General features: G+C 63.8%; 25 protein-coding genes and 1 riboswitch. Of the genes, 12 read left to right on the forward strand and 13 right to left on the reverse strand.

The features are described 5' to 3' along the window. Position 1: 1 nt before the first annotated feature. Together PJL15_RS09510 and PJL15_RS09515 are read right to left on the reverse strand one after the other, a co-directional pair. Complete coding sequence (locus PJL15_RS09510) at positions 2–940, reverse strand: ABC transporter substrate-binding protein (protein WP_281450904.1); 939 nt, start codon at positions 938–940, stop codon at positions 2–4. Then, positions 927–1,973 (reverse strand): succinylglutamate desuccinylase/aspartoacylase domain-containing protein, encoded by a 1,047-nt coding sequence (locus PJL15_RS09515; protein WP_281450905.1) that lies wholly within the window; start codon positions 1,971–1,973, stop codon positions 927–929. The genes PJL15_RS09510 and PJL15_RS09515 overlap by 14 nt, the downstream gene beginning before the upstream one ends. Before the next feature lie 110 nt (positions 1,974–2,083). Between PJL15_RS09515 and PJL15_RS09520 the strand changes: the two genes are divergently transcribed. Beyond that, a complete protein-coding gene (locus PJL15_RS09520) occupies positions 2,084–2,713 on the forward strand; it encodes a GntR family transcriptional regulator (RefSeq protein ID WP_281450906.1) in 630 nt (209 codons plus the stop codon). A 3-nt stretch (positions 2,714–2,716) separates the two neighbouring features. On the opposite strand, the gene PJL15_RS09525 is transcribed toward PJL15_RS09520, so the two are convergent. After that, complete coding sequence (locus PJL15_RS09525; protein WP_281450907.1) at positions 2,717–3,487, reverse strand: VOC family protein; 771 nt, start codon at positions 3,485–3,487, stop codon at positions 2,717–2,719. A gap of 188 nt (positions 3,488–3,675) precedes the next feature. Next, positions 3,676–3,900, reverse strand: coding sequence for a DUF3073 domain-containing protein (locus PJL15_RS09530; RefSeq protein ID WP_024818182.1), 225 nt, complete (start codon positions 3,898–3,900; stop codon positions 3,676–3,678). Positions 3,901–4,142: 242 nt separating this feature from the next. Between PJL15_RS09530 and PJL15_RS09535 the strand changes: the two genes are divergently transcribed. After that, positions 4,143–4,994, forward strand: coding sequence for a septum formation family protein (locus PJL15_RS09535; RefSeq protein WP_281450908.1), 852 nt, complete (start codon positions 4,143–4,145; stop codon positions 4,992–4,994). Between the two features lie 12 nt (positions 4,995–5,006). Here the strand turns inward: PJL15_RS09535 and clpB are convergent, their stop codons facing one another. After that, complete coding sequence (gene clpB / locus PJL15_RS09540) at positions 5,007–7,664, reverse strand: ATP-dependent chaperone ClpB (RefSeq protein WP_281450909.1); 2,658 nt, start codon at positions 7,662–7,664, stop codon at positions 5,007–5,009. A 137-nt stretch (positions 7,665–7,801) separates the two neighbouring features. On the opposite strand from clpB, the gene PJL15_RS09545 reads away from it, so the two are divergent. Further along, positions 7,802–8,419, forward strand: a complete 618-nt coding sequence (locus PJL15_RS09545; RefSeq protein WP_281450910.1) for a pyridoxamine 5'-phosphate oxidase family protein — start codon at positions 7,802–7,804, stop codon at positions 8,417–8,419. Between the two features lie 3 nt (positions 8,420–8,422). Here PJL15_RS09545 and PJL15_RS09550 read toward each other — a convergent pair whose 3' ends face one another. The 4 genes from PJL15_RS09550 to PJL15_RS09565 are packed head-to-tail and all read right to left on the reverse strand — an operon-like array spanning position 8,423 to position 11,547. Further along, entirely contained in the window at positions 8,423–9,493 is a 1,071-nt protein-coding gene (locus tag PJL15_RS09550) for a sulfate/molybdate ABC transporter ATP-binding protein (protein WP_281450911.1), read from the reverse strand. After that, a complete protein-coding gene (locus PJL15_RS09555) occupies positions 9,490–10,308 on the reverse strand; it encodes an ABC transporter permease (RefSeq protein WP_281450912.1) in 819 nt (272 codons plus the stop codon). Before PJL15_RS09555 ends, PJL15_RS09550 begins: the two co-directional genes overlap by 4 nt. Positions 10,309–10,336: 28 nt before the next feature. Continuing rightward, the gene (modA, locus tag PJL15_RS09560) at positions 10,337–11,140 is read right to left on the reverse strand and encodes a molybdate ABC transporter substrate-binding protein (protein WP_281450913.1); all 804 of its coding nucleotides are present in this window, start codon (positions 11,138–11,140) and stop codon (positions 10,337–10,339) included. Next, a complete protein-coding gene (locus PJL15_RS09565; protein ID WP_281450914.1) occupies positions 11,137–11,547 on the reverse strand; it encodes a TOBE domain-containing protein in 411 nt (136 codons plus the stop codon). Before PJL15_RS09565 ends, modA begins: the two co-directional genes overlap by 4 nt. Positions 11,548–11,703: 156 nt before the next feature. Between PJL15_RS09565 and PJL15_RS09570 the strand changes: the two genes are divergently transcribed. The 3 genes from PJL15_RS09570 (at position 11,704) to PJL15_RS09580 (ending at position 14,202) form a co-directional block, all read left to right on the forward strand. Further along, the gene (locus tag PJL15_RS09570) at positions 11,704–12,471 is read left to right on the forward strand and encodes a hypothetical protein (protein ID WP_281450915.1); all 768 of its coding nucleotides are present in this window, start codon (positions 11,704–11,706) and stop codon (positions 12,469–12,471) included. 100 nt (positions 12,472–12,571) lie between these two features. Further along, entirely contained in the window at positions 12,572–13,441 is an 870-nt protein-coding gene (locus PJL15_RS09575; RefSeq protein WP_281450916.1) for a DUF4031 domain-containing protein, read from the forward strand. Continuing rightward, positions 13,438–14,202, forward strand: a complete 765-nt coding sequence (locus PJL15_RS09580) for a 2-phosphosulfolactate phosphatase (protein WP_281450917.1) — start codon at positions 13,438–13,440, stop codon at positions 14,200–14,202. The genes PJL15_RS09575 and PJL15_RS09580 overlap by 4 nt, the downstream gene beginning before the upstream one ends. 9 nt (positions 14,203–14,211) lie before the next feature. Here the strand turns inward: PJL15_RS09580 and PJL15_RS09585 are convergent, their stop codons facing one another. Beyond that, positions 14,212–14,718 carry a hypothetical protein gene (locus tag PJL15_RS09585; RefSeq protein ID WP_281450918.1) on the reverse strand — a complete coding sequence of 169 codons (507 nt, stop codon included), beginning with the start codon at positions 14,716–14,718 and terminating at the stop codon, positions 14,212–14,214. A 46-nt stretch (positions 14,719–14,764) separates the two neighbouring features. On the opposite strand from PJL15_RS09585, the gene PJL15_RS09590 reads away from it, so the two are divergent. After that, positions 14,765–16,444, forward strand: a complete 1,680-nt coding sequence (locus PJL15_RS09590) for a sialidase family protein (protein ID WP_281450919.1) — start codon at positions 14,765–14,767, stop codon at positions 16,442–16,444. 24 nt (positions 16,445–16,468) lie between these two features. Here the strand turns inward: PJL15_RS09590 and PJL15_RS09595 are convergent, their stop codons facing one another. Both PJL15_RS09595 and PJL15_RS09600 read right to left on the reverse strand, forming a co-directional pair. Further along, complete coding sequence (locus tag PJL15_RS09595; RefSeq protein WP_281450920.1) at positions 16,469–16,870, reverse strand: YccF domain-containing protein; 402 nt, start codon at positions 16,868–16,870, stop codon at positions 16,469–16,471. A 502-nt stretch (positions 16,871–17,372) separates the two neighbouring features. Beyond that, positions 17,373–17,969, reverse strand: a complete 597-nt coding sequence (locus PJL15_RS09600) for a phosphoribosylanthranilate isomerase (RefSeq protein ID WP_281450921.1) — start codon at positions 17,967–17,969, stop codon at positions 17,373–17,375. Between the two features lie 97 nt (positions 17,970–18,066). Between PJL15_RS09600 and PJL15_RS09605 the strand changes: the two genes are divergently transcribed. The 3 genes from PJL15_RS09605 (at position 18,067) to PJL15_RS09615 (ending at position 19,494) form a co-directional block, all read left to right on the forward strand. Then, a complete protein-coding gene (locus PJL15_RS09605; RefSeq protein WP_281450922.1) occupies positions 18,067–18,678 on the forward strand; it encodes a HutD/Ves family protein in 612 nt (203 codons plus the stop codon). A gap of 49 nt (positions 18,679–18,727) precedes the next feature. Beyond that, positions 18,728–18,793: riboswitch (guanidine-III (ykkC-III) riboswitch) on the forward strand. A 9-nt stretch (positions 18,794–18,802) separates the two neighbouring features. Beyond that, positions 18,803–19,117, forward strand: a complete 315-nt coding sequence (locus tag PJL15_RS09610) for a DMT family transporter (protein WP_281450923.1) — start codon at positions 18,803–18,805, stop codon at positions 19,115–19,117. Positions 19,118–19,119: 2 nt separating this feature from the next. After that, positions 19,120–19,494 carry a DMT family transporter gene (locus PJL15_RS09615; RefSeq protein WP_281450924.1) on the forward strand — a complete coding sequence of 125 codons (375 nt, stop codon included), beginning with the start codon at positions 19,120–19,122 and terminating at the stop codon, positions 19,492–19,494. A gap of 340 nt (positions 19,495–19,834) precedes the next feature. Here PJL15_RS09615 and PJL15_RS09620 read toward each other — a convergent pair whose 3' ends face one another. Further along, positions 19,835–19,960 (reverse strand): hypothetical protein, encoded by a 126-nt coding sequence (locus PJL15_RS09620; RefSeq protein ID WP_281450925.1) that lies wholly within the window; start codon positions 19,958–19,960, stop codon positions 19,835–19,837. Here PJL15_RS09620 and PJL15_RS09625 point away from each other — a divergent pair. Both PJL15_RS09625 and PJL15_RS09630 read left to right on the forward strand, forming a co-directional pair. Then, the gene (locus PJL15_RS09625) at positions 19,959–20,963 is read left to right on the forward strand and encodes an aldo/keto reductase (protein WP_281450926.1); all 1,005 of its coding nucleotides are present in this window, start codon (positions 19,959–19,961) and stop codon (positions 20,961–20,963) included. The genes PJL15_RS09620 and PJL15_RS09625 overlap by 2 nt on opposite strands. Positions 20,964–20,967: 4 nt before the next feature. After that, positions 20,968–21,618 (forward strand): MBL fold metallo-hydrolase, encoded by a 651-nt coding sequence (locus PJL15_RS09630; RefSeq protein ID WP_281450927.1) that lies wholly within the window; start codon positions 20,968–20,970, stop codon positions 21,616–21,618. Positions 21,619–21,676: the final 58 nt, after the last annotated feature.

Here is a 21,676-nt window from a genome sequence, read left to right on the forward strand (position 1 = left end):
CTCATCGGGAAGCACCTGCCTCGACTGCGTCCGCGCTGATGGTCACCGTCTGGGGAATCCCGTACCTGGTGTTGATCTGTTGGTAGGTATCGCTGACCACGAGGGATTTCACGGCCGCAACAATGGAGGCAGTCAGGGGCGAATCCTTGGGCAAGGCGATGCCCACGGGCGTGGGATCGTAGTCCTGGTCACCTGCGAGTTCAAATGCCCCGTCGGAGAGCTTGCTGGCATACCCGGTGCCAATGAGGCCGGAAAGGACGCTGTCCACCCGCCCGGAGATCAGTGCCAGATTGGCTTCGTTCTGGGATGGGAAGAGCTGGATGTCTATTGGCTCTTTGCCGGCGTCCGTGCATTGCAGGGAGAACGCGGGGAGGGTCTCGATTCCCTGCGTCGTTCCCTTCTCGCCACCAACCCTGGTGCCGCACAGTTTCATCGGATCCAGGGACAAGTTCTTCGGGTTACCCGCCTTGACCGCCAGCCCGGAGCCGCTGCTCTGGTAGGCGGCAAAGTCAGCGTTCTTCCGGCGTTCATCCGTGACATTGAAACCGGAGATGCCGACGTCGTATTTGTGCGAACTGACGCCCGGGAGGATGGTGTCGAAAGTCGCGGGCGTCATGGTGACTTTCAGGCCCAGCGTCTCCCCCAGCGCCTTGGCGAAGTCCGCGTCCCAACCAATGACTGTCTTGTTATCGTCCGCGTAGAACTCGTACGGAGGGAAGGTGGGGTCCGTGCCGACTACAAGGGTTCCCCTGGCTTTGACGTCCGCTGGCAACAGATCAGCTGCAGCCTTGTTGAACGCGGCGGCGGGGATCGTGTCCTGGGGACCAGTTGAGACTGCGGATTCCTTTCCTGCGTCAAGGGAGGCCGTGGTACAGCCGGACATTCCGACGGTTGCTGCCAGGAGCAGCGCGCCGGTTCTCATGATGTTAGGACGGGACATGGTTACCTTCCGGGGGTGTTGTTCCGTGGTCAACGGCGATGTTGACCAGGGTGGTGCCGACGTTGACGATTGCGGGGTGCCGCACGATGGCGACCACTCCGTCAACCGGTGAATGGAAATCTTTGGGAAGCCTGTCCAGCTCTTCCACTGAATGGACCCGTGCCACGACGTCACCCGCGCTGACCGTCTGCCCGAGAGACACCACGGGTTCAAAGAGCCCTGCCATGGTGGAATGCACCGCTGAATGTGCGGTCAGTTCCACCCAGCGTATTGGCCCGTCCGTGCCGGTCACGTCCGATGGATTGGGCTCGTCTTTGAGTACGCCCCAGTGGCCGAGAAGGGAGCGAAGACCGGCCCTGGCCCGGTTCAGGATGGGCAGCGAAACCGTTCCCCGTCCACCAAGTTCGGTTGAGATCATGGGGATTCCGGCCAGGTCGGCAGCGCCGCTGATGGAGCCAGCTTTCAGCATTGGTTTGACTGCTACGGAGTAGGGCACGTTGAAGGCCGAGACGGCCGCTACCTTCTCGGCCCAAAGTTCTGGAGTGGGGCCGAGATAGACGAACGCAGAGGGTACGTACTCCGAAGCGATACCGCCGGAGTGGATATCCATGACGTAATCGGCCATGGGGATGAGTTCTTCGGACACAATGGAAGCGATCTGCTGTGCCGGGCCACCAGCTGGCCGTCCCGGCATGGCGCGGTTGAGGTTTACGCCGTCGACACTGGCTACGCGACGCCCTTCCCGCACAGCGGAGATGTTCAGGGCAGGCAGAATGACCAGCCTTCCGGCTACGTCATCGACCCGAACGGATCGGATCAGTTCCTGGAGCAGGATCTGGCCTTCGTATTCGTCGCCGTGGGTCCCCGCCAACAGCAGGACCGTTGGCCCGTCGCCACCGCTGATGACGGCGATGGGTGAAGGTATGACTGAAGCGTCATTTTCATTGTCCGAGTGCTCGATCTCCAGATAGCCCAGCTGCTTACCGACCGCGGCGAAGTCGATGCCGGAGATACGGGGAATGTGCAAAGTCATGGAGCTGCTCTCTTCAGGCTTGGAGGAATTGGATTCAATGTATACAGTGAATCCAGTGATGTAAAGCACGTAGACTCAAATGAGTTTTTATCGATGAGGGGATGGGGCGAATGCCTGCGCAAGCAGCCAGGAAAGTGCGGCCACTAAGTGAGCACGTCTACGACAGGATCAGCAACGACATCGTCAATGGCGTAGTTGCTCCCGGAGCTCCGCTCGTACAAGAGCAAATCGCTGAAGAATACGGAGTCTCGCGCACCCCCGTCCGCGATGCCCTCACACGATTGGTCCACGAAGGCCTGGCGACGCTTGAGCCCGGGGCCGGCTATTTCGCCACTGCACTTACGCGATCAGAGGTCGAAGAGGTGTACGAGGTCCGTAAGGCGCTTGAGGTCATGGCCATCCGGCAAGGCGGCGCAAAATACAGTGACCTTGAGCTGGCCCGGCTGGAATTGCTGATCGCCGAAGGCTCGGCAAGTACCGACGCCGAAGAGTTGTTCACCGCAACCCGCGCCTTCCACCTAAGCCTGGCGGCGACTTCCCCCAACAGCTTCCTGCTGAAGACACTTCAAACCGTATGGGACAACCCCGTGCAACGACTCATCAGCCGCTCCTATCCCTTGGATCAGGGGAAGCTTGACCGGGTAGCGGACGCGCACCGAAAGATTGTGGCAGCGGCCCGCGCGGGCGATCTGGAAGCCCTGATTCCGCTTTTGGACCTCTGCCACGTGAAGGACCAGTAAGTCCTAGACCTGGATCAGGCTGAGCACCCCGCCCTGCGGATCCATGATGGTGGCCAGCGATCCTTGCTCCGTCCGGTCATCGGGTTCCACCAGGAGTTCTCCCCCGGCCGCTACGGCGGCGTCGGCGGCCTTGCGGACATCGGTCACACCGAAGTACACCTGCCATGCGGCGTCCTCGCCCTCCTCGGCAGGAACGACGCCGGCCACCTCCTCACCGTTCACCATCAGCGTGCTGTAGCTGCCGCCGTCGTCCTGGGGGTACTCGGTGACCTCGTACCGGAAAAGCTGCTGGAAAAACGCGACGGCGGCCTGGGGCTCGGGCGTCAGAAGTTCAGTCCACGCGAGCGCGCCAGGCTCGTTATACAGGTGGCTTCCAAGATGCGTTCCTGCCTGCCAAATCCCCGTGGTTCCTCCGCCCGCTGCCTCTATGAACGCCAACACGCCGGTGTCCGCAACAGCCTCGGGGCCGAACTGGAGCTTCCCGCCGGCATGCGCAACGTCCCGGGTCACGTCCTCCGCATCCGTGGCGGCGAGGTAGATGTTCCACTGTCCATGTGTCCCGGCGGCTTCCTGCATGGGGTTCTGCGGGGCGATCACCGCCACCAACTGCTCCTTCACGAAGGCCTGCGCATAACTGCGCCCGTCCGGGGTTGGCAGGTCCTTGTACGTCCAGCCGAACACGTGCTGGTAGAAAGCCTTGGCGGCCTCGACATCCCTGGTCTGAAGGTCCGCCCAGCAGGGCTCGCCGCTCGCGTAGTGCTTTCTCTCAGTCATGCCAGTAATCCTGTCATGAGGTCGGAGCATCACAACAGTGACGAAAAAAGGACCCCCAGGGTACGCCAATGAACGGCGTGCCCTGGGGGCCCTTTTCAAAAGATGTACGGCATCCGGAGATGCGCGATGACCTTATGTACGACGGCGGTACGCAACTCAGTGCCAGAGGCACCTGTTGATTGCGACAGCTATCCGATACGGCGGGTGTCTACCTCGTCGTCATCATCTTCCGCGTACTTGTCCTCATAGGCCGAATAGTCCGGCTCCGGGGGATCTTCGGGGAAGTGGCTCTTTACACGACTGGATGGGCCCGTGAGCTCGCGCTCAAGTGCCGAATAGTCAGTGTTCGGGGAGTAGTACTTGATGTCCCGAGCCTGCTTGGTAGCTTTTGCCTTTTGACGGCCGCGCCCCATGGCGTGACCCCCTTTTGTACTTGGACCGGAGGTGGTCACCTTGGCTATCGGTGAGGCCCCGGAATGTTTGGTCAATTTGTCGTATGTCTAGATTACATGCTTTCGGGGGTGCCCGTGCGCCACATCAGCCCCAAGTCCGGGTCCAACACCGCCAAAACCAGCCGCAGGCACCTCCAAGCAGCCGAAAATTGGGTAGAGTCGGGCTCAATGCGGCTCCACAGCAGGAAGGCACAACCCGGAATATGAGCCAGGACAACACCCCATCGCGTGATGGTTCGCCACACGATCAGGGCAAGGATGGCGCGTCCCCCGTGCCTGAAACACCTCCCCAGGCATCCGGTGAACAACCGCAAGCGGCCCCGTGGACCCCGCCCTCAGGCCTTCAACCGGATCCCGCACCAGAGCTTGACCCTGACTTCGTGCCGAATCGGGGCGAGCAGCCGGATCCCACCCAGCCGCCTTATCCCTGGCAGCAGCCCTACCCAGCCCAACAGCCCTACCCCGGCCAGGCGCCGGCAACAGGCCAGGCGCCGGCAACGGGCCAGGCGCCGGCAACGGGCCAGGAATGGCGGCCAGAGACGCACGGCGATCCGGTCAAGCGCCAGCGCCTGGTCATCGGCGGAATCGTGGTTGGCGTCCTGGTCCTTATCGGCGTAGTCATCTGGGTGCTGCTCAACTTGCTCGGCAGCCGCCCCGAAGCCCCCGTGGCCAGTCCCAGCGCAACATCCAACCCCGGCCCGCTCCCCCGCGATACGAACTCGAAGGACTTCCAGGTCGGCGACTGCTTTGCCAGCTTCGACGCCAATGCCTCCCAAGCCCGGGCGGTAGCGTGCGATACCGAACACTCTGCCCAGCTCGGGGCTGTTTTCAGCTACGGAGCTGACGAGTCCTTCCCCGGCGCCACCGCGTTGCGGGACAAAGGCAGGGAAGTCTGCAAGACCGTGAAGCTCAACAAAGCGGCCGCCAACTACGTACTGCTCCAGCAGAACGTGTACCCCAGCAGCACCAGCTGGGACCGTGGCGACCGCCGCGTCGATTGCTTCATCGTGGTGGACTCCGGCAACACCATCAAGGAAGACCTCCTCGACAAGTAACGCCGGCGGACGCTACTTTCTGCGGACGGTGAGGCCGGTGCCTACAGGCGCGCCGCCGTCGGGGTTCGACAACGCCTCCAGCCTCTCGATGGTGAGTTCGTCCACGTCAGCGGCGGTATCCACCAGCACGGTATCGCCGTCGCTGATTTCGCCCGCCAGGATTTCCTTGGCCAGGCGGTCGCCGATCTCGCGCTGGACGAGCCGCCGCAGAGGCCGGGCTCCGTACGCGGGATCGTAGCCGGACATGGCCAACCAGGCGCGGGCACCGTCGGTCACTTCCAAAGAGAGCCTGCGGTCCCGGAGCCTCTTGCCGAGCTCGGCTACGTGCAGTTCCACAATCCGCGCGAGTTCCTCAACGGACAGCGGATCGAAGAGCACGATCTCGTCCAGGCGGTTCAGGAATTCCGGCTTGAACGATGCCTGGACCACGGCCATGACGGCATCGCGCTTGGCCTTGGCATCCAGCGACGGATCCACCAGGAACTGGCTTCCGGAGTTGGACGTCAGCACCAGGATAGTGTTGCGGAAGTCCACGGTGCGGCCTTGGCCGTCGGTGAGGCGGCCGTCGTCGAGTACTTGCAGGAGGATGTCGAACACCTCCGGGTGCGCCTTCTCAACTTCGTCCAGGAGCACCACGGAGTATGGTCGACGACGCACTGCCTCGGTCAGCTGGCCGCCTTCCTCATAGCCCACGTATCCCGGAGGAGCACCGACCAGGCGGGCCACTGCATGCTTTTCGCTGTACTCGGACATGTCGATGCGGATCATGGCGCGTTCGTCATCGAAGAGGAAGTCAGCCAAGGCCTTGGCCAGCTCGGTTTTACCAACGCCGGTGGGACCCAGGAACAGGAACGAGCCGGTGGGACGGTTGGGATCGCTGATGCCTGCACGGGCACGCCGCACGGCATCGGACACAGCCTGCACCGCCTTGCTTTGACCGATCAGGCGCTTGCCGAGCTCTTCTTCCATGTGCAGCAGCTTCTGGGACTCGCCCTGGAGCATGCGGCCGGCCGGGATGCCTGTCCAAGCGGAAATGACCTCGGCGATGTCGTCCGCGGTGACGTCCTCCGCCACCATCAGCTCCGACTTCGATTCGCCGCGTGCAGACTCTTCTTCGGCTGCGGCGCTCAGTTCCCGTTCCAGCGCGGGCAGTTCGCCGTAGAGAATGCGCGACGCCGATTCGAGGTCGCCTTCGCGCTGGTGCTTATCAGCTGCCGAACGCAGCTCGTCTATCTTGGCCTTCAGGTCACCCACCCTGTTCAGCCCGGCCTTCTCAGCTTCCCAGCGCGCGTTGAGGGCGTTGAGCTCTTCCTTCTTGTCCGCCATGTCAGCGCGGAGCGCGGCAAGCCGCTCAACCGACGCCGGATCGGTTTCGTTCTGGAGGGCCAGTTCTTCCATGGTCAAACGGTCGACGGCGCGGCGGAGCTGGTCGATCTCTTCCGGCGCCGAGTCGATCTCCATGCGGAGCCGGGACGCGGCCTCATCCACGAGGTCGATGGCCTTGTCCGGGAGTTGCCGGCCCGAAATGTAGCGGTTGGACAGCGTGGCGGCGGCCACCAGCGCGGAGTCGGCAATGGCTACCTTGTGGTGTGCCTCGTAGCGCTCCTTCAGGCCACGGAGGATGCCGATGGTGTCCTCAACGCTGGGCTCACCGACATAGACCTGCTGGAAGCGCCGCTCCAGGGCAGGGTCCTTCTCGATGTTTTCGCGGTATTCGTCCAGGGTGGTGGCACCAATCAGGCGCAGTTCACCGCGGGCCAGCATGGGCTTGAGCATGTTGCCGGCGTCCATGGCGCTCTCGCCGGTCGCTCCGGCGCCCACTACCGTGTGGATTTCGTCGATGAACGTGACGATCTGCCCGTTGGAGTTCTTGATCTCCTCAAGCACTGCCTTGAGGCGTTCTTCAAACTCACCGCGATACTTGGCACCGGCCACCATGGATGCCAGGTCCAGCGCGATGAGGGTCTTGCCGCGCAGGCTCTCAGGGACGTCACCAGCGACCATGCGCTGGGCGAGTCCCTCGACAACGGCAGTCTTACCGACGCCCGGCTCGCCGATCAGCACGGGGTTGTTCTTGGTGCGGCGGCTCAAGACCTGGACGACGCGGCGGATCTCGCTGTCGCGCCCGATCACCGGGTCCAGCTTGCCCGAACGGGCCACCGCGGTCAGGTCAGTGCCGAACTTCTCCAGGGCTTGGAAGGTGTTTTCGGGATCCGGAGAGTTGACGTTCCTGTCACCGCGGACACCCGGCAGGGCAGCGAGAAGCGCCTCATGGGAGGCGCCGGCGTCGCGCATTAACTTCCCGACGGCGTCACTTCCGGCCGAGAGCCCCAGCAGCAGATGCTCGGTGGAGACGAAGGAGTCGCCGAGTTTGTCGGCGTCGGCTTGGGCGGCTTGGATGGCCTGTACTGCCTGGCGGGAAAGCTGGGCCTGCTGGACGGAGGTGCCGGAGGATGATGGCAGGGCCTTGATGGCCGAACTTGCCTGCACGCTCACGGCGTCCGGATCAGCTCCAGTAGCACGCAACAGGGCGACGGCAACGCCCTCGCGCTGGTCCATGAGGGCCTTGAGCAGGTGCGCAGGTTCTACTTGAGGATTGCCCGCAGTTGAGGCATTCATGGCGGCCGCAGAAAGGGCCTCCTGGCTTTTGGTAGTGAATTTGACGTCCAAAGAGAGCTCCCTTTCTGGAGTGTGACCAATACTTTCAAAGTTGAGTCTACTACGCTCAAGTTTGATTTTGCGGCCGTTGGTTCAATGTTTGCCCACGGCGAAACGGGTGTCCAGAGCTACCCGGTTAGGCTGGGGTCATGGATACCATCTCCACCACTGAAGAGCTCGAAGACCTGATCGGATTGCCCCTGGAGCGCACCCGGAAAAAGGTCCGCACCTCGCTCAGCGAATTCGACCGGCAATGGCTGGCCGCCAGCCCGTTCTGCGTCCTCTCGACGACGGATGCGAACGGCCGCGTGGATGCCTCGCCCAAGGGGGACCCTGCCGGTTTCATCCATGTCCTGGACGAGCACACCATCGCCATTCCGGAGCGCCCCGGAAACAAGCTGGCGTTCGGCTTCCACAACATCCTGGAGAACCCCAATGTCGGCATCCTCTCCGTGGTTCCCGGCCGGACGGACACCCTGCGGATCAACGGCACAGCACGTATTGTGCGCGACGCGGACTTCTTCGACCAGATGGTGGTCAAAGGGCACAGGCCGCGCGCCGCCGTCGTGGTTTCGGTGGAGGAAGTGTTCACGCACTGCGGCAAGGCGTTCATGCGCAGCGGGCTGTGGCAGCCGGAAACGTGGGATCCCGAAAACCTTCCCAGCATCGCGGTGCTCGCCCAGGCCTACACCCAGCCCGAAACGCCGCTGGAAGAGCTTGAGTCCTACTACGGCCCGTCGTACGCCGAGCGGATGTACCGGGACTAGGCCTTAGGCGGGATAGACCGACACCAGCGCCGACTTCACCACGAACCGCACTTCCATTCCCGGAGCCAGGCCAAGGTCCGCGGAGGCGGCCGGGGTGATGTCGGCGGACAGGGTGTTGCTGGGTCCGGAACTGGCACGAACGCGGACCTGGTCGCCGTGGGGCTCGAGGTCGGTGATGGTCACCGGGAAAGAATTGCGGGGACTTCCGTGCACGTCGCCCAGGAAGACGGAAACGCTCGACGGCGGAAACGCTGCGACGCCTGCCTGGCCCGCCACGAGTGACCAATCAGGATCGTGCTGTCCTGCGAAAACCCGGCCATCCGGCGTCGTGATCCCTTCCTGGCCGAGAGTGCCGGCGACGAGATTGAGTCCTGCGAGTCCGGCTGCGAAGTGGCTCCTGGGCCGTTCCAGGACCTGGCGCGTCGGCCCTTCTTCGACGATCCGGCCGCTTTCCACCACGATCACGCGATCAGCCAGCATGTAGGCGTCCAGGACATCGTGCGTGACGATGATGGCCTTCCGGTCAGCCAGGACGCGCTTCAGCACCCGGCGCAGCAGCGGGGCCGTATGGATGTCCAGGGCTGCCATTGGTTCGTCGAGCAGCAGCAGCTCGGGCTCAGCGGCCAGGGCCCTCGCCACCGCTACGCGCTGGGCCTGGCCTCCGGACAACTGGGCAGGTTTCCGGTTCGCGAGGGCCAGCGCGTCCACCTCGTCCAGCCAGTGGCGGGCGACCTCGCGGGCTTCGGTCCTGGAAGCGCCGGTACTCCGCGGCCCGAAGGCCACGTTATCCAGCACGTTCAGGTGCGGAAACAGCAACGCTTCCTGGGCCAACAGGGCCGTGCCCCGCAGGTGCGGCGCGCTCCACCGACGCGTGCCGCCGTCGAGCGTGAACAGTTCCCTGCCGCCGAGGCGGGCCGAACCCGACTCCGGCCTCAGCAACCCTGAGATTACGCCGAGCAGCGTGGATTTGCCGGCACCGTTCGGGCCCAGAATGGCCAGGGTTTCAGAGGGGCCCAGACTCAGGGACATCTCGAAGTTGCGGGCCGGCAGGCTGGCGGTGAGGTCGAATGTCACAACTGTTCCTTCACAGGCGCGCTGGACCGGCGACGACCATAACTCAGGCCAACCACAGCAACGGCCACAGCCACCAGGAGCAGTGACAGCGCAACGGCGGCATCGGCGTCGGTCTCGCGCTGGAGGTAAATCTCCAACGGCAGGGTCCTGGTGACGCCTTGGAGGCTGCCCGCGAAGGTGAGCGTTGCGCCGAATTCGCCGAGGCTGCGGGCAAAGGAGAGCACGGCGCCGGACGCGAGCCCCGGCAGGACCAGCGGGAGGGTGACTCGACGCAGAACGGTGGTGGGCCGGGCGCCGAGGGTGGCGGCCACGGCGTCGTACTTGCTGCCGGCCGTGCGCAAGGCTCCCTCGAGGCTGACCACCAGGAACGGCAGGGCCACGAACGTCTGGGCCAGGACCACCGCAGTGGTGGAGAACGCGATCTGGATCCCGGCCACCTCCAGGGACTTACCCAGCAAGCCCTGGCGGCCAAAGGTGTAGAGCAACGCGATACCGCCGACGACCGGTGGCAGCACCAGCGGAAGGAGGACGAAAGCCCGGAGCAGCCGCTGGCCAGGGAAGGGCTGGCGGGCAAGAACGAGTGCCAGGGGGACGCCCAGGACAACGCACAATGCCGTACTCGCCGCCGAGGTCCGCAGGCTCAACCCGAGCGCTGTCAGGGAAGATTCGGAGGTGATGAGGGGAATGAACTGTGGCCAATTGACCTTGGCCACCATCGCCACCAACGGCAGCAGGATGAAAAGCGACCCTGCTGCCGCGATGACGTAAACCCATGACGGGACACCTGTGTAGCCAGTGCCGCTGCGTCGATTCATGGAGTCCTTATGTTGGCCGGCAACGCCCTTACGGGGTGCCGAATCCGGCGTCGTCCAGGACCTTCTTGCCGTCTGCGCTGGTGACCGCTGCAATGAAAGCCTGGGCGAGTTCCTTGTTCTTGCTCGCGCCCAATGTAGCAATCGGATAGGTGTTCACGGCCTTGTCCGACTCCGGGAACGGGATTCCCTTGACCTTCTCACCGGCGGTCTTGACGTCCGTGACGTACACCAGGCCGGCGTCCGCTTCCTGGGAAGTAACCTTGCCCAGGACGTCAGTCACGGAGGATTCTTCGCTGACCGGGGCCAGGGTGGTTCCAGTTGCCTTTTCAATGGTTTCGGTGGCCGACCCACAGGGAACCTGCGGGGCGCAGACAACTACCTTCACGCCGGACTTGGCGAGATCGGCGAAGGAAGCGATCGACGCCGGGTTGCTTGGCGGGACGGCAATCTCCAGGACGTTGGTGGCGAAGTTGGTGGCGGTACCGTCGATGAGCTTGGCGTCGGACAGCTTGGCCATGTTCTTGGTATCGGCCGAGGCGAAGACGTCTGCCGGTGCGCCCTGGGTGATCTGGGTGACCAGGCCCGATGATCCGGCGAAGTTCAAGGTGACCTTGGTGCCGGGGTTCTTGGCCTCGAAGTCGCTGGCGAGCTTGGTGAAGGTAGCCTTCAGGGATGCTGCGGCGAAAACGGTGATCTCACCGGATATCGACGAGGAGGAGCTGGCCGGGCTCGTTGCTGCCGGAGTGTTGCTGCTGCCCGCGCAGCCGGCCACGCCTGCAGCCAGCGCCCCTGCGGCCAGCAGCGCAGTGATGGTCTTGCGGCTGATGCTCATATGATGCTCTTTCCCTGGGGTGTTTCGATAATGACGTTGGTTGCCTTGACCACGGCCGTGGCGACAGAACCTAGCTCCAGCCCAAGTTCCCGCACAGCCTCGCTGCTCATGAGGGACACCACACGGAACGGTCCGCACTGAAGCTCCACCTGGGCCATGACCTTGTCCGCGGTGATGCCGGTTACCAGGCCCACGAAGCGGTTCCGGGCCGAGCTGCCGGACCTCGACTGGTCGTCTGGAAGGTGGGATTGGCTGCGGGCGATCGTTGCGAGCTCCAGGCCGTCCACTGCCAGGCGCCCAGCTGGATCCTTCTGCGGAGTGAGCGTCCCGTTTTCCGTCCAGCGCCTCACGGTGTCGTCGCTGACACCGAGGAACCGGGCGGCTTCGGAGATTCGTATTTGCGGCATGGAATGAGTGTAGTGCCGTATTTGCGCTCGTGTGCGCCCCATGTTGCCGCAAACGCAATGTGACTTTGGGTTGGGGACGTGGCGGCGGGGTCGTTGCTTCGGCGCACCCTTACCCGCGGAATGCACCCGTAAGCTCTGGCGCGCGGGGAGCATCCGGTGTCCGGCATCACCCTGGCCGCTGAGCAGTTCGCATCGGCTGACCCAGAGGCCGAAAAGGGGGTCGCTGAAGCCGTGCGGAGGTGCATGGCCACGGCGGGCTATGACTACACGCCCGTTTCATCGGGACAGGAGTCCGTGGACCTTAAGAACTTCATCGGTTTCGACAGCCTCACCGTGGAAACTGCGCGCACTTTCGGCTACGCATCGTCCAAGCCCAAGGGGCCGGGTGAGCCTGCGCCGGATTCCACCCTGGGAAAGCTCATGGCTGATCCCGGCTTTCAGCAGGCCCTCAACGGCGGCGGTTCCCCGGAACAAAACGTGGTCCGGTCCTCAGCAGGAACGGGCATGTTGTGGGGAGGTTGCAACGCCGAAGGTATCACCGCCATCTACGGGAACGCCGACAAGTACATGAGGGCAACCGGCTTGGCTCTCAACTCGCTGATGGTCGCCACCAACGCCGCCGGCCAGGACGCCGGGGTCCAGTCCGCCGTCGAGTCCTGGAAAGAATGCATGTCCACAACAGCCTTCCCTTACAGCCATCCCGGCGAAGCAGTCTCTGCGGGCCACGAGGCCGGCGGCCAGAAGGAGCTGAAGATCGCCGTCACGGATGCCACCTGCCGCGAAAGCACCGGCTTCGATGCGAAGATCACCACAGTGCTGGACAAGTACCTGACCACTCGGATGAAGGAATTGGAAGCCGAAGTGGCTGACGTGAAGCAGATCCGCCACGAAGCTTCGGAGCGCGCGCAGCTGTTGCTGGGGTAGTCCGCCGGGCGGGACGCTGGGTTGCCGGCTGGGACGCTGGGTTGCCGGCCGGGTTGCCTTCTGGCAACTGGGAATGATCGCCCGGGACTACACTTTGGCCATGGCCATCTACGTCGATCCGCCCCTGTGGCCGGCCCACGGCACAGTCTTCTCGCATCTGGTTTCGGACAAGTCGCTGGATGAGCTGCATGCCTTCGCAGCATCCGCCGGAGTACCCGAGCGCGCCTTCGACGGAGACCACTACGACGTTCCCGAACGCCGCTACGATGACTTGGTCCAGGCCGGCGCCATCCCCGTGGAAGCCCGGATCCTGGTACGCAAACTGATTGCCAGCGGGCTGCGCATTCCGGCCCGCGAACGCAGCAAAGCCCTGACCGTTCCGCTGCTGGAACGCTGGAATACCACGTACCCAGGGCACGAAGAATTGGGCCTTGAACTCCTTGAACGATGGGGCGAAGACGGGCGGAAATACCATAGCCGGACCCACCTGTTGGCCGTCCTCGAAGCCTTGGACATCCTTACCGAGCCAGCCTTGCCCGCCCGCTCCGTTGCCCTGGCAGCTTGGTTTCATGACGCCGTCTATGAAGGAGTGGCCGGGCAGGACGAGGAAGAGTCGGCCGTCCTGGCCGAGGATCGATTGACCGCTGCGGGCCTGGCTCCAGCGGACGTGGCAGAAGTTGCCCGACTGGTCCGGCTCACATCCACCCACAGACCCGAACCAGGCGACCATGCCGGGGCCCTGCTCTGCGATGCGGATCTCTCCGTCCTGGGCGGGGACGAGCAGTCCTACGCACGGTATCTTGCTGCCGTCCGCGAAGACTACGCCCACGTCGGTGACGCCGACTTCGCCAAGGGGCGGGCCGCCGTCGTACGTCAGCTCCTGGACCTCGACCCGCTGTTCCACAGCGAACGCGCCAAGGGCCTCTGGCTCGACGCTGCGCGCCGGAACCTCGCAGCCGAATTGGCGTGAGCCCCTTGCTCAGCGAACCCGGCGCGGCGCAGCGGCAGCTTCCGTACTCGGTGCGGTTCGAATGGGGGCTCGACGGCGCCCGTGCGGTGGTTCCCGGAGCAGACCTTGCGGTTGTGGTTGACGTCCTCTCGTTCACCACATGCGTCAGCGTGGCGGTCGAACGCGGGGCGGCCGTGTTTCCCTATCCCCTCCGGGACGCCGGGGCGAGTGAATTTGCGGCTCACCATGAGGCCTCGCTCGCGGGACCGCGCGGCTCTGAAGGACTGAGTCTGTCACCCGTAAGTCTCCGCGCGGCGCGGACGCTGGGCCGGGTGGTCTTGCCGTCCCCCAACGGTTCCACGATCAGCCACGAACTCGCTGCAACCGCCCGGCAAGTGGTCGCCGTCTCGCTTCGGAACGCGGCCGCAACTGCTGACTGGGCCCTCGCCACGCTGCCCGAAGATGCCGTCATTGCCGTGATCGCTGCGGGTGAGAAGTGGGGCCATGCTGGGCTGCGGCCAGCTTTGGAGGACGAGCTCGGGGCCGGGGCGTTCATTGCCGGGCTTGCAGCGGCGGGGCGGCACAATTTCTCGCCGGAATCGGCGGCTGCTGCAGCGGCTTTCGACGCCGCGGAACCCCACCTTGCAGCTGTTTTGCGTGGCTGTTCCAGCGGGCGCGAACTGGTGGATGCAGGGTACTCCGAGGACGTTGCCATCGCGGCGGAATTGGACGCAAGCTCCGCGGTGGCCGTGTTGAAGGATGGGGCGTACCAGGTTGTTTAGGCCTCGCTTTTAGCCGTGCGCGAGGAGTTCCAAAGCAATAACAGCCAGGCCGAGCGCGAACTCGGCACCCAGCGCAATGAGCTTCTTCCACCAGGCCATCTCCACCCTGCGGACGGCCAAGTAGCCGATCAGGACCAGTGCGCTGACCAGGGCAATGGTGGAGGCGCGCAGGGACGTTTCAACGCTCCATCGGCCCAGGGCGGCCACCCCGATAAAGATCAGCGGAAGAACCACCGCCCCGAATGCGCCGAAGCTGGTGCCGGCCATATGCGACAACTCGTAGCGGGTTGGGGTTTTCGCATGGACGGCCAGGTGCGATACGAGGTCGGCCACGAAGACCGCCAGAAGGGTTCCCACCACCGTGATAGCCAACGTGGAAGCAGCCTCGCCCGCGGTGAGTGACTCCGCGTGCGACTGCATGGCAAGGACAACTGCCAAGCCGGTGAACGTTACGTAGACCCGTTCTTTGAGGGCCTCGGCCCGGTGCTGTGCGCTGGGGGCGGCGGGGTTGCTCATCCGCCTAGGTTATAGCTGGAGAACGGGGTCGAGCTACCATGGAGGTGTGACATCCTATCTCCATTCCACGCTGCACGCTGCTCCCGCTATCGAACGCGTCCTGGCCGTCCGCGGCGTCGGCGGGTACCGGCAGTATCGGATTCCGGCCCTGGCTGTTTCCAGTCGTGGCACACTTCTGGCGGCGTTCGATGGCAGACCCAACCTGGACGACCTCCCCAACCCCATAGATCTTCTGCTCCGACGCAGCTACGACAACGGGGTCACGTGGGGGCCGCAGCAACTGGTTCGCACGGGTTCCGGACTCCAGGGTTTCGGTGATCCCAGCCTGCTGGTTGACGCTGAAACCGGGCGCATCTTCATGTTCCACGCGGCCGGAACTCACGCGGGTTTCTTCGAGGCCGTTGCCGGTTTGGAGCCGGATGACGACGTGCAACACGCGGATGTCAGCTATTCAGACGACGACGGCGACACCTGGCAACATCGTCGGCTCACCGCCCAGCTCAAACTGGCCCATCCCGGAATCACGGGACTGTTCGCGGCCGCTGGGCAGGGCATCCAGATTCACACCGGTACTTTTGCGGGTCGATTGGTGCAACAGTATGTGCTGTTGGTTGGCGGTTCCATCATGGCCGCTTCCGCGTTCAGCGACGACCACGGCGATACCTGGACTTTGGGCTCGCTGATCGGGCCGGACCCCTCAGGTGTCGCACCAAACGAGAACAAAGTTGTGTGCCTGGATGATGGCCGGTTGCTGATGCATTCGCGTGCCACCCCGCTCCGGATGTCGGCCATATCCGAGGACGGCGGGCAGACGTGGGGTCCCCTTCAGCCCGTGCCGGATTTACCGGATCCGAGCGACAACGGATCACTGGCGCGCTTCGATGGGCTGGGTGGTGTTGGGCCGGGCTCAGTTGGGCTCGACGGTGTTGGGACTTCAACCTGGCTGCTGGCGAGCAACAACCAGGACCCTCATCTGCGTCGCAACACGGTGCTGAGCCTATCCCCCGACAACGGCGCCACGTGGCCGGTCAAGCTGGTGGTGTGCCCGGGAAGTTCGGCCTACTCCACCGTGACGCGGCTCCCGGACGGAAACATCGGCGTGCTCTACGAACGTCAGGGCTACAGGGAGATCGTGTTCGCTTCGATCCCTGCCGAGCAGCTCACGGGGCAACTCTCCGCTCCACTGCGGGCTGTCGCGGATGCGTTGGAATCGGCTGACCTCGGGTTTCACATGGAACTGCGGTCCGTTACCCCTGGCAGGCCTGCCGTGTGGAAGAACGCGGGAGAATTCCACGTGGTTCCGTCCAACAGCGACGGCCAATGGGACGTCCAAACGTGGAAGGAAATCGGGCAGGGCTACACGGGAGACCAAGTCCTCGGCACACGCGAAGCCCAGGATCTCAACTACGGCCCCATCATTCCGGGCTATAAAGCCGGGGACATCCTCGCCTTCACCGGACGGGTCCGAAACTGCGCCACCCGGGTGATCACCGGCGTCGTACTTCACGGGCCGCACGGCAATCAGGCCGACTTCCCGGCCACAGACCTTCAACCCGGCGAACACGTTCTGTACTTCACGCCGGGTTACACGATCACTGAATCCGACATCGGCCAGGACACGCTGGAACTCACGTTCGCCGTAGAGGCCGACAGCGGGACCGGGCGTTCGGTGAGGCGGTTCAGTTTCGATCTGCGCACCGGAGCCGTGGCTGCTTTCCAGCGGTAGTTGCGTCCTAGCGGTAGCTGCGTCCTAGCGGTAACTGCGGACGAACGGCTGGTTGGTTGGAACGATCTGCTTGCCCAAGGGCATCAGGGATACGGGGATCAGCTTCAGGTTGGCGATGGCCAGCGGGATGCCGACGATAGTGATGGCCATTGCGAAAGCCGTGACCACGTGGCCGATGGCAATCCAAATGCCTGCAACGAGCAGCCAGATTACGTTGCCCAGGAGTGCGAAAACCCCGGAACCGCCCGGTTTCTCAACCACCATTTGACCGAAGGGCCACAGGCAGTAGGCGCCGATCCGGAACGACGCGATGCCCCACGGGATCGTGACGATGAGGACACAGCAAATGATCCCGGCCGCGAAGTAACCCAGGGCCAGCCAAAAACCGCCGAAGACAAGCCAGATGATGTTAAGCAGCGTTTTCATACTCTCCATTCTGCCTTGCGGCCCGGACAAAAAGCCTCGGGGTCTGCCCTGAGATCCCCCTGATTTTGGCCTCCAACGCTCTCTCACATCCCACCCCCTTCCGGCCGATCCTCCATCACATCCCGCCCCCATCCCCCAAACCCTCACTCACACCCCACCCCCATCCCCAAACCCTCACTCACATCCCACCCCCATCCCCCAAACCCTCACTCACATCCCACCCCCATCCCCTCACTCACATCCCACGTGCTTCCGCCAACCCTGAACGTGAAAGAGCGTCACCCTCAAAAGGCACGGAAGCGAAAGAGGGTTGGCCTGAAGGGGGTCGGACGTGATCGAGCGTTGGCCTGAAAGGGCACGAACGTGATCGAGCGTTGGCCTGAAAGGGCACGAACGTGATCGAGCGTTGGCCTGAAAGGGCACGAACGTGATCGAGGGTTGGCCTGAAGGGGCGCGGAAGTGAAGGAGGGTTGGCCCGAAGGGGGAGGGATGTGATCGAGGATCAGGCTTTGGCGGCTTCGACGAACGCCCGGATCTTAGCCAGGTCCTTCACGCCACGGGACGCCTCAACGCCGGAGGAAACGTCTACGCCCCACGCCCCGGCCGCGGACGCAGCGAAAGCAACGTTGCCCGGTTCCAAGCCACCGGCGAGCAGCCATTCGCGGCCGTCCAACCCTTTTTCCCTAACGGATGAGTAGTCCCAGGACTCCCCCGAGCCAGGCACTGCAGCGTCGATCAGGAACACGTCCTCGCCCAGGTCAGCGAACTCGTCCTGGGTCGCACCCATGGTGACGGCCCGGATGAGGTGCATACCGGCGTCGTGCACTGTCTTGACGTCGTCGGCTGTGCGGTGACCGTGCAGCTGGACCCATTCCAACCCGGCAGCACGGGCAGTTGCGACGGCGTCGGCGGCGGGCTCGTGGCGGAAGACCCCGACGGCATTGACAGTAGAGGGCACCAAGGGCAGCAGAATCCGGACCTGCTCCGGGCTGACTTCACGCGGGCTGGCGGTGAGGACGAAACCTACGGCATCGGCACCGGCGTCGACGGCTTCCTGCACGGATTCGGGCGTGCTCAAGCCGCACACTTTGACGAACATTCCCGTGCCTCCAACCAATTCCGCAACGTTTTCCACATATGACGTTAGCAAGCCACAACGGCAACGAAGAAGCGCCGTCCACCACTAGGCTGGTCGAATGGAGATTATCCGTTTTGCCGATATCCGTCCCGAACCGTGGCGCAACGGGGGCGGGGTGACCCGCGAGCTCGCAAGCCACCCCAAAGCTGCATCCGCCCAGGACGGTGCTTGGGATTGGCGCGTCAGCATCGCGGATGTCTCAAAAGCCGGCGATTTCTCCGTGTTCCCGGGCATGGAGCGGGTCATCACCATCATCGACGGCGAGCTCCTTCTTCTGACCGTGGACGGCTCGGAACACCCGTTGGAGAAGTACCGTCCGTTCCGTTTCTCCGGAGAGGCGGCTTCGTCGGCAACCCTGCCCACGGGAGACATCCGGGACCTGAACGTGATCGCACGCGAGGGCGCCTTCAAGGGCTACACGTCGATCGTTGAGATTTCCAAGAAACGCGCACACCCGGTGTTCGAAGGGCAGTTGGCAGTGCTGTTGGAGGGCAAGGCAACGGTTGCGCCCGGCGCCGATGAAGAGTCCGACGGCGATGCTCCGGCAACCAGCCCTGGCGAACCGGTCGATTTGGCCCGGTACGACGCCGTGGTCGGCTCGGACACACGGAGTCCCGAAATCTCGGGCCGGGGCTTTGTTGCCGTGATCTCGATCGACCACGTCGGGTGACCTTCGCCACCACAAGTGGCCACCCTGCGCGGGAGTTGCTAGCCTGAAATGAAGGTTCCGCTCTGGAACCTCCGGACGACGGTTCAGTACCCGGCACGCGACAAGACTGGCCAAAGGAAATGTCATGTCGTGGTTAATTCTCATCTTCTCCGGCGCGTTCGAGGCCGTCTGGGCTGCAGCACTGCACCGTTCCAAAGGCTTCCGTAAACCTGTACCCACAGTCGTTTTCCTCGTTGCCGTCATCGCGAGCATGGGCGGACTCGCGATCGCGATGCAATCCATCCCCACGGGCACGGCTTATGCAGTGTGGGTGGGTGTCGGCGTGGTGCTGACAGCGGCCTACGCAATGATCACCAAGGTTGAACCCACGACGACGGCCCGGCTGCTCCTGCTTGCGGGCATCGGCGCGTGCGTGGTCGGCCTGAAGGTGGTGGCGTAGCCATGAGTACCGAAACGAACACCAGAAACACAGGCATCTTCTGGATCATCCTGTTGGCCTCAGCCATTCTTGAAGCCGTGTGGGCCACTGCCCTGGGCCTGTCCAACGGCTTCACGCAACTCCTGCCCACCGTGGTCTTTGCCGTCACCGCGGTCCTGAGCATGCTCGGATTGGGTATCGCGGTCAAGCGCATCCCGCTCGGCACCGCCTATGCAGTGTGGGTGGGTATCGGCGCTGCCCTGACCGTTGGCTGGGCCATGATCACGGGCGTAGAATCTGCGAGCCCGCTGAAGCTCCTGTTCATCGCGGGGATCGTCGGATGTGCTGCCGGTTTGAAGGCGTTGCCCTCCGGGAAACCGCAAACCGACTTCGAGTAGTCCCGGCTACCGGCCCCATTTCGTGTGCCCGCTGCGCATTAGACGTTGCGCAGCATCGAATGCGCAGCGGATCTACGAATCGGCCGGCACCACCCCGTGCGGGTGTTCCGCTAACCATCGAGTGCGCAGCTAAGCATCGAATCGGCGGCCGCGTGGGTAGCGGACCCCCGAATGCGCAGCGGGGTTGAAGCCCTGACCTCCGGGAAACCGCAAACCGACTTCGAGTAGTCCCGGCCTACCGGCCCCATTTCGTGGGCCCGCTGCGCATTAGACGTTGCGCACCATCGAGTGCGCAGCGGACCAACGAATCGGCCGGCGCAGCCCCTGTGCCGGTGCTCAGCTAAGCATCGAATGTGCAGCGGCGCATCGAATCGGGCAAGGCAAAGCGTGCATCCGCCGGAATACCAGCCGCACCCAAGGGGTTCACGACTTCAAGAGCACCCAAACGCGCATTGGAGACGTTCATGACTGCAGTTCAGCTCGGAGATGGCCTCACTGTCAGCCCCCTCGGCTTCGGAGGCATGGCCCTCACACCCGTCTATGGCGGAATCGACCCCGAGGCAGGCCTGGAAACCCTGAGGCATGCCGTGGACGCCGGGATCACGTTCATCGACACCGCCGACGTATACGGCGCAGGCAGCAACGAGGAACTCGTGGGCAGGCTCCTCAAGGAACGCCGCAACGAGATCCAGGTAGCCACGAAATTCGGGATTGAGGGCAACCCCGCGGACGGATACACGGGAGTCCGCGGGGATGCACCCTACGTCAGGCAGGCGGCAGAGGCGAGCCTCCGGCGCTTGGGCACTGACGTGATTGACCTCTACTACATGCACCGCCGTGACCTCCGCGTTCCGATAGTGGAAACCGTGGAGGCCATGGTGGAGCTGGTCCGTGAGGGCAAGATCCGGCACCTCGGCTTGTCCGAAGTGACAGCCGAGGAGCTCAGGCAGGCCAACGCCGTCCATCCCATTGCCGCGGTCCAGAGTGAATGGTCAATCTGGAGCAGGGATGTTGAGCTCAATGTCGTGCCTGCGGCCAAGGAGCTTGGCGTTGGGTTCGTGCCTTATTCGCCGCTGGGCCGCGGGTTCCTCACAGGAACCGTCAACGCCGGCGATCTTGGCGAGAATGACTTCCGGCACAAGATCCCCCGTTTTGGCGACGAGGCACTTGATGCGAACCAGGCCGTGGTGGCAGCGGTCCGCGAGGTAGCCGCGCAACTCGAAGCTACCCCGGCGCAGGTTGCTTTGGCCTGGCTCTTTGAACAGGGCCGCCGCATAGGCATCCCCGTGGTCCCCATCCCTGGCACGCGCAAGGCGCACCGGATCGATGAGAACCTCGGCTCACTGTCCCTGCAACTGGGGACAGCGCAGCTTGAGGTGCTCGACCAAGCCGCTGCCGCCGTCGTGGGTTCACGCTCCGCCGACCCCAACTGGGTCTCGCAGGGCCGCGAAGCGAACAACGTAGGCTGAACGGATGGACACGCTTATTCACTCAACTCTTGACGTCACCATCCGCAGCATTTCGGTCAGCGAGATGAACAACAACGTGTACTTGTTGACCTCGAAGTCCACAGGTGCGCAATTGTTGATCGACGCCGCCGACGACCTTCCAGCGATTCAGCAACTTCTGCAGGACGCCGCCGCCGATACAGCCGAGCCCGCCAAGCTGGTCCGGATCGCAACCACCCACCAGCACTGGGACCACGTCCGTGCGTTGGCGGAGCTGGTGGAAGTCACAGGGGCAACCACGTCAGCAGGAGCGGACGACGCCGATGCGCTGCCGGTTCCGGTGGATGTCCGGCTTGGCCACGGCGACGTCGAGCGGTTCGGGGACGTCGAAATCCGGGCAATCCACCTGCGTGGACATACCCCGGGTTCGATCGCCTTCGTGTACCAGGATCCGGAAGGGCCGGCCCACATTTTCAGTGGCGACTCATTGTTTCCAGGCGGCGTCGGCAACACACAGAACGATCCTGCACGCTTCACGTCTCTGTTGAACGACGTGTCGGAACGACTGTTCGACGCTTATCCGGACCAAACCCTCGTGCACCCTGGCCATGGACTGCCCACGACACTCGGCGCCGAGCGGCCACACTTGGAAGAGTGGCGCGCCCGGGGCTGGTGATTAGCGGCCGCGACGCTCGTTCGAAGCCGGAGCCGAAGCGCGGCGCGGGCCGCTGCGT

Source organism: Paenarthrobacter nitroguajacolicus (assembly GCF_029952445.1).
GTDB classification, from domain to species: domain Bacteria; phylum Actinomycetota; class Actinomycetes; order Actinomycetales; family Micrococcaceae; genus Arthrobacter; species Arthrobacter nitroguajacolicus_B.

Bases quoted from the DNA above. Each gene is read 5' to 3' on its own strand.
- PJL15_RS09510 (WP_281450904.1), bottom strand. From the start codon at position 940: ATGTCCCGTCCTAACATCATGAGAACCGGCGCGCTGCTCCTGGCAGCA.
- PJL15_RS09610 (WP_281450923.1), top strand. From the start codon at position 18,803: ATGTCGTGGTTAATTCTCATCTTCTCCGGCGCGTTCGAGGCCGTCTGG.
- PJL15_RS09555 (WP_281450912.1), bottom strand. From the start codon at position 10,308: ATGAATCGACGCAGCGGCACTGGCTACACAGGTGTCCCGTCATGGGTT.
- PJL15_RS09520 (WP_281450906.1), top strand. From the start codon at position 2,084: ATGCCTGCGCAAGCAGCCAGGAAAGTGCGGCCACTAAGTGAGCACGTC.
- modA (WP_281450913.1), bottom strand. From the start codon at position 11,140: ATGAGCATCAGCCGCAAGACCATCACTGCGCTGCTGGCCGCAGGGGCG.
- PJL15_RS09530 (WP_024818182.1), bottom strand. From the start codon at position 3,900: ATGGGGCGCGGCCGTCAAAAGGCAAAAGCTACCAAGCAGGCTCGGGAC.
- PJL15_RS09595 (WP_281450920.1), bottom strand. From the start codon at position 16,870: ATGAAAACGCTGCTTAACATCATCTGGCTTGTCTTCGGCGGTTTTTGG.
- PJL15_RS09515 (WP_281450905.1), bottom strand. From the start codon at position 1,973: ATGACTTTGCACATTCCCCGTATCTCCGGCATCGACTTCGCCGCGGTC.
- PJL15_RS09605 (WP_281450922.1), top strand. From the start codon at position 18,067: ATGGAGATTATCCGTTTTGCCGATATCCGTCCCGAACCGTGGCGCAAC.
- PJL15_RS09620 (WP_281450925.1), bottom strand. From the start codon at position 19,960: ATGAACGTCTCCAATGCGCGTTTGGGTGCTCTTGAAGTCGTGAACCCC.
- PJL15_RS09600 (WP_281450921.1), bottom strand. From the start codon at position 17,969: ATGTTCGTCAAAGTGTGCGGCTTGAGCACGCCCGAATCCGTGCAGGAA.
- PJL15_RS09630 (WP_281450927.1), top strand. From the start codon at position 20,968: ATGGACACGCTTATTCACTCAACTCTTGACGTCACCATCCGCAGCATT.
- PJL15_RS09565 (WP_281450914.1), bottom strand. From the start codon at position 11,547: ATGCCGCAAATACGAATCTCCGAAGCCGCCCGGTTCCTCGGTGTCAGC.
- PJL15_RS09585 (WP_281450918.1), bottom strand. From the start codon at position 14,718: ATGAGCAACCCCGCCGCCCCCAGCGCACAGCACCGGGCCGAGGCCCTC.
- PJL15_RS09545 (WP_281450910.1), top strand. From the start codon at position 7,802: ATGGATACCATCTCCACCACTGAAGAGCTCGAAGACCTGATCGGATTG.
- PJL15_RS09615 (WP_281450924.1), top strand. From the start codon at position 19,120: ATGAGTACCGAAACGAACACCAGAAACACAGGCATCTTCTGGATCATC.
- PJL15_RS09625 (WP_281450926.1), top strand. From the start codon at position 19,959: ATGACTGCAGTTCAGCTCGGAGATGGCCTCACTGTCAGCCCCCTCGGC.
- PJL15_RS09535 (WP_281450908.1), top strand. From the start codon at position 4,143: ATGAGCCAGGACAACACCCCATCGCGTGATGGTTCGCCACACGATCAG.
- PJL15_RS09575 (WP_281450916.1), top strand. From the start codon at position 12,572: ATGGCCATCTACGTCGATCCGCCCCTGTGGCCGGCCCACGGCACAGTC.
- PJL15_RS09525 (WP_281450907.1), bottom strand. From the start codon at position 3,487: ATGACTGAGAGAAAGCACTACGCGAGCGGCGAGCCCTGCTGGGCGGAC.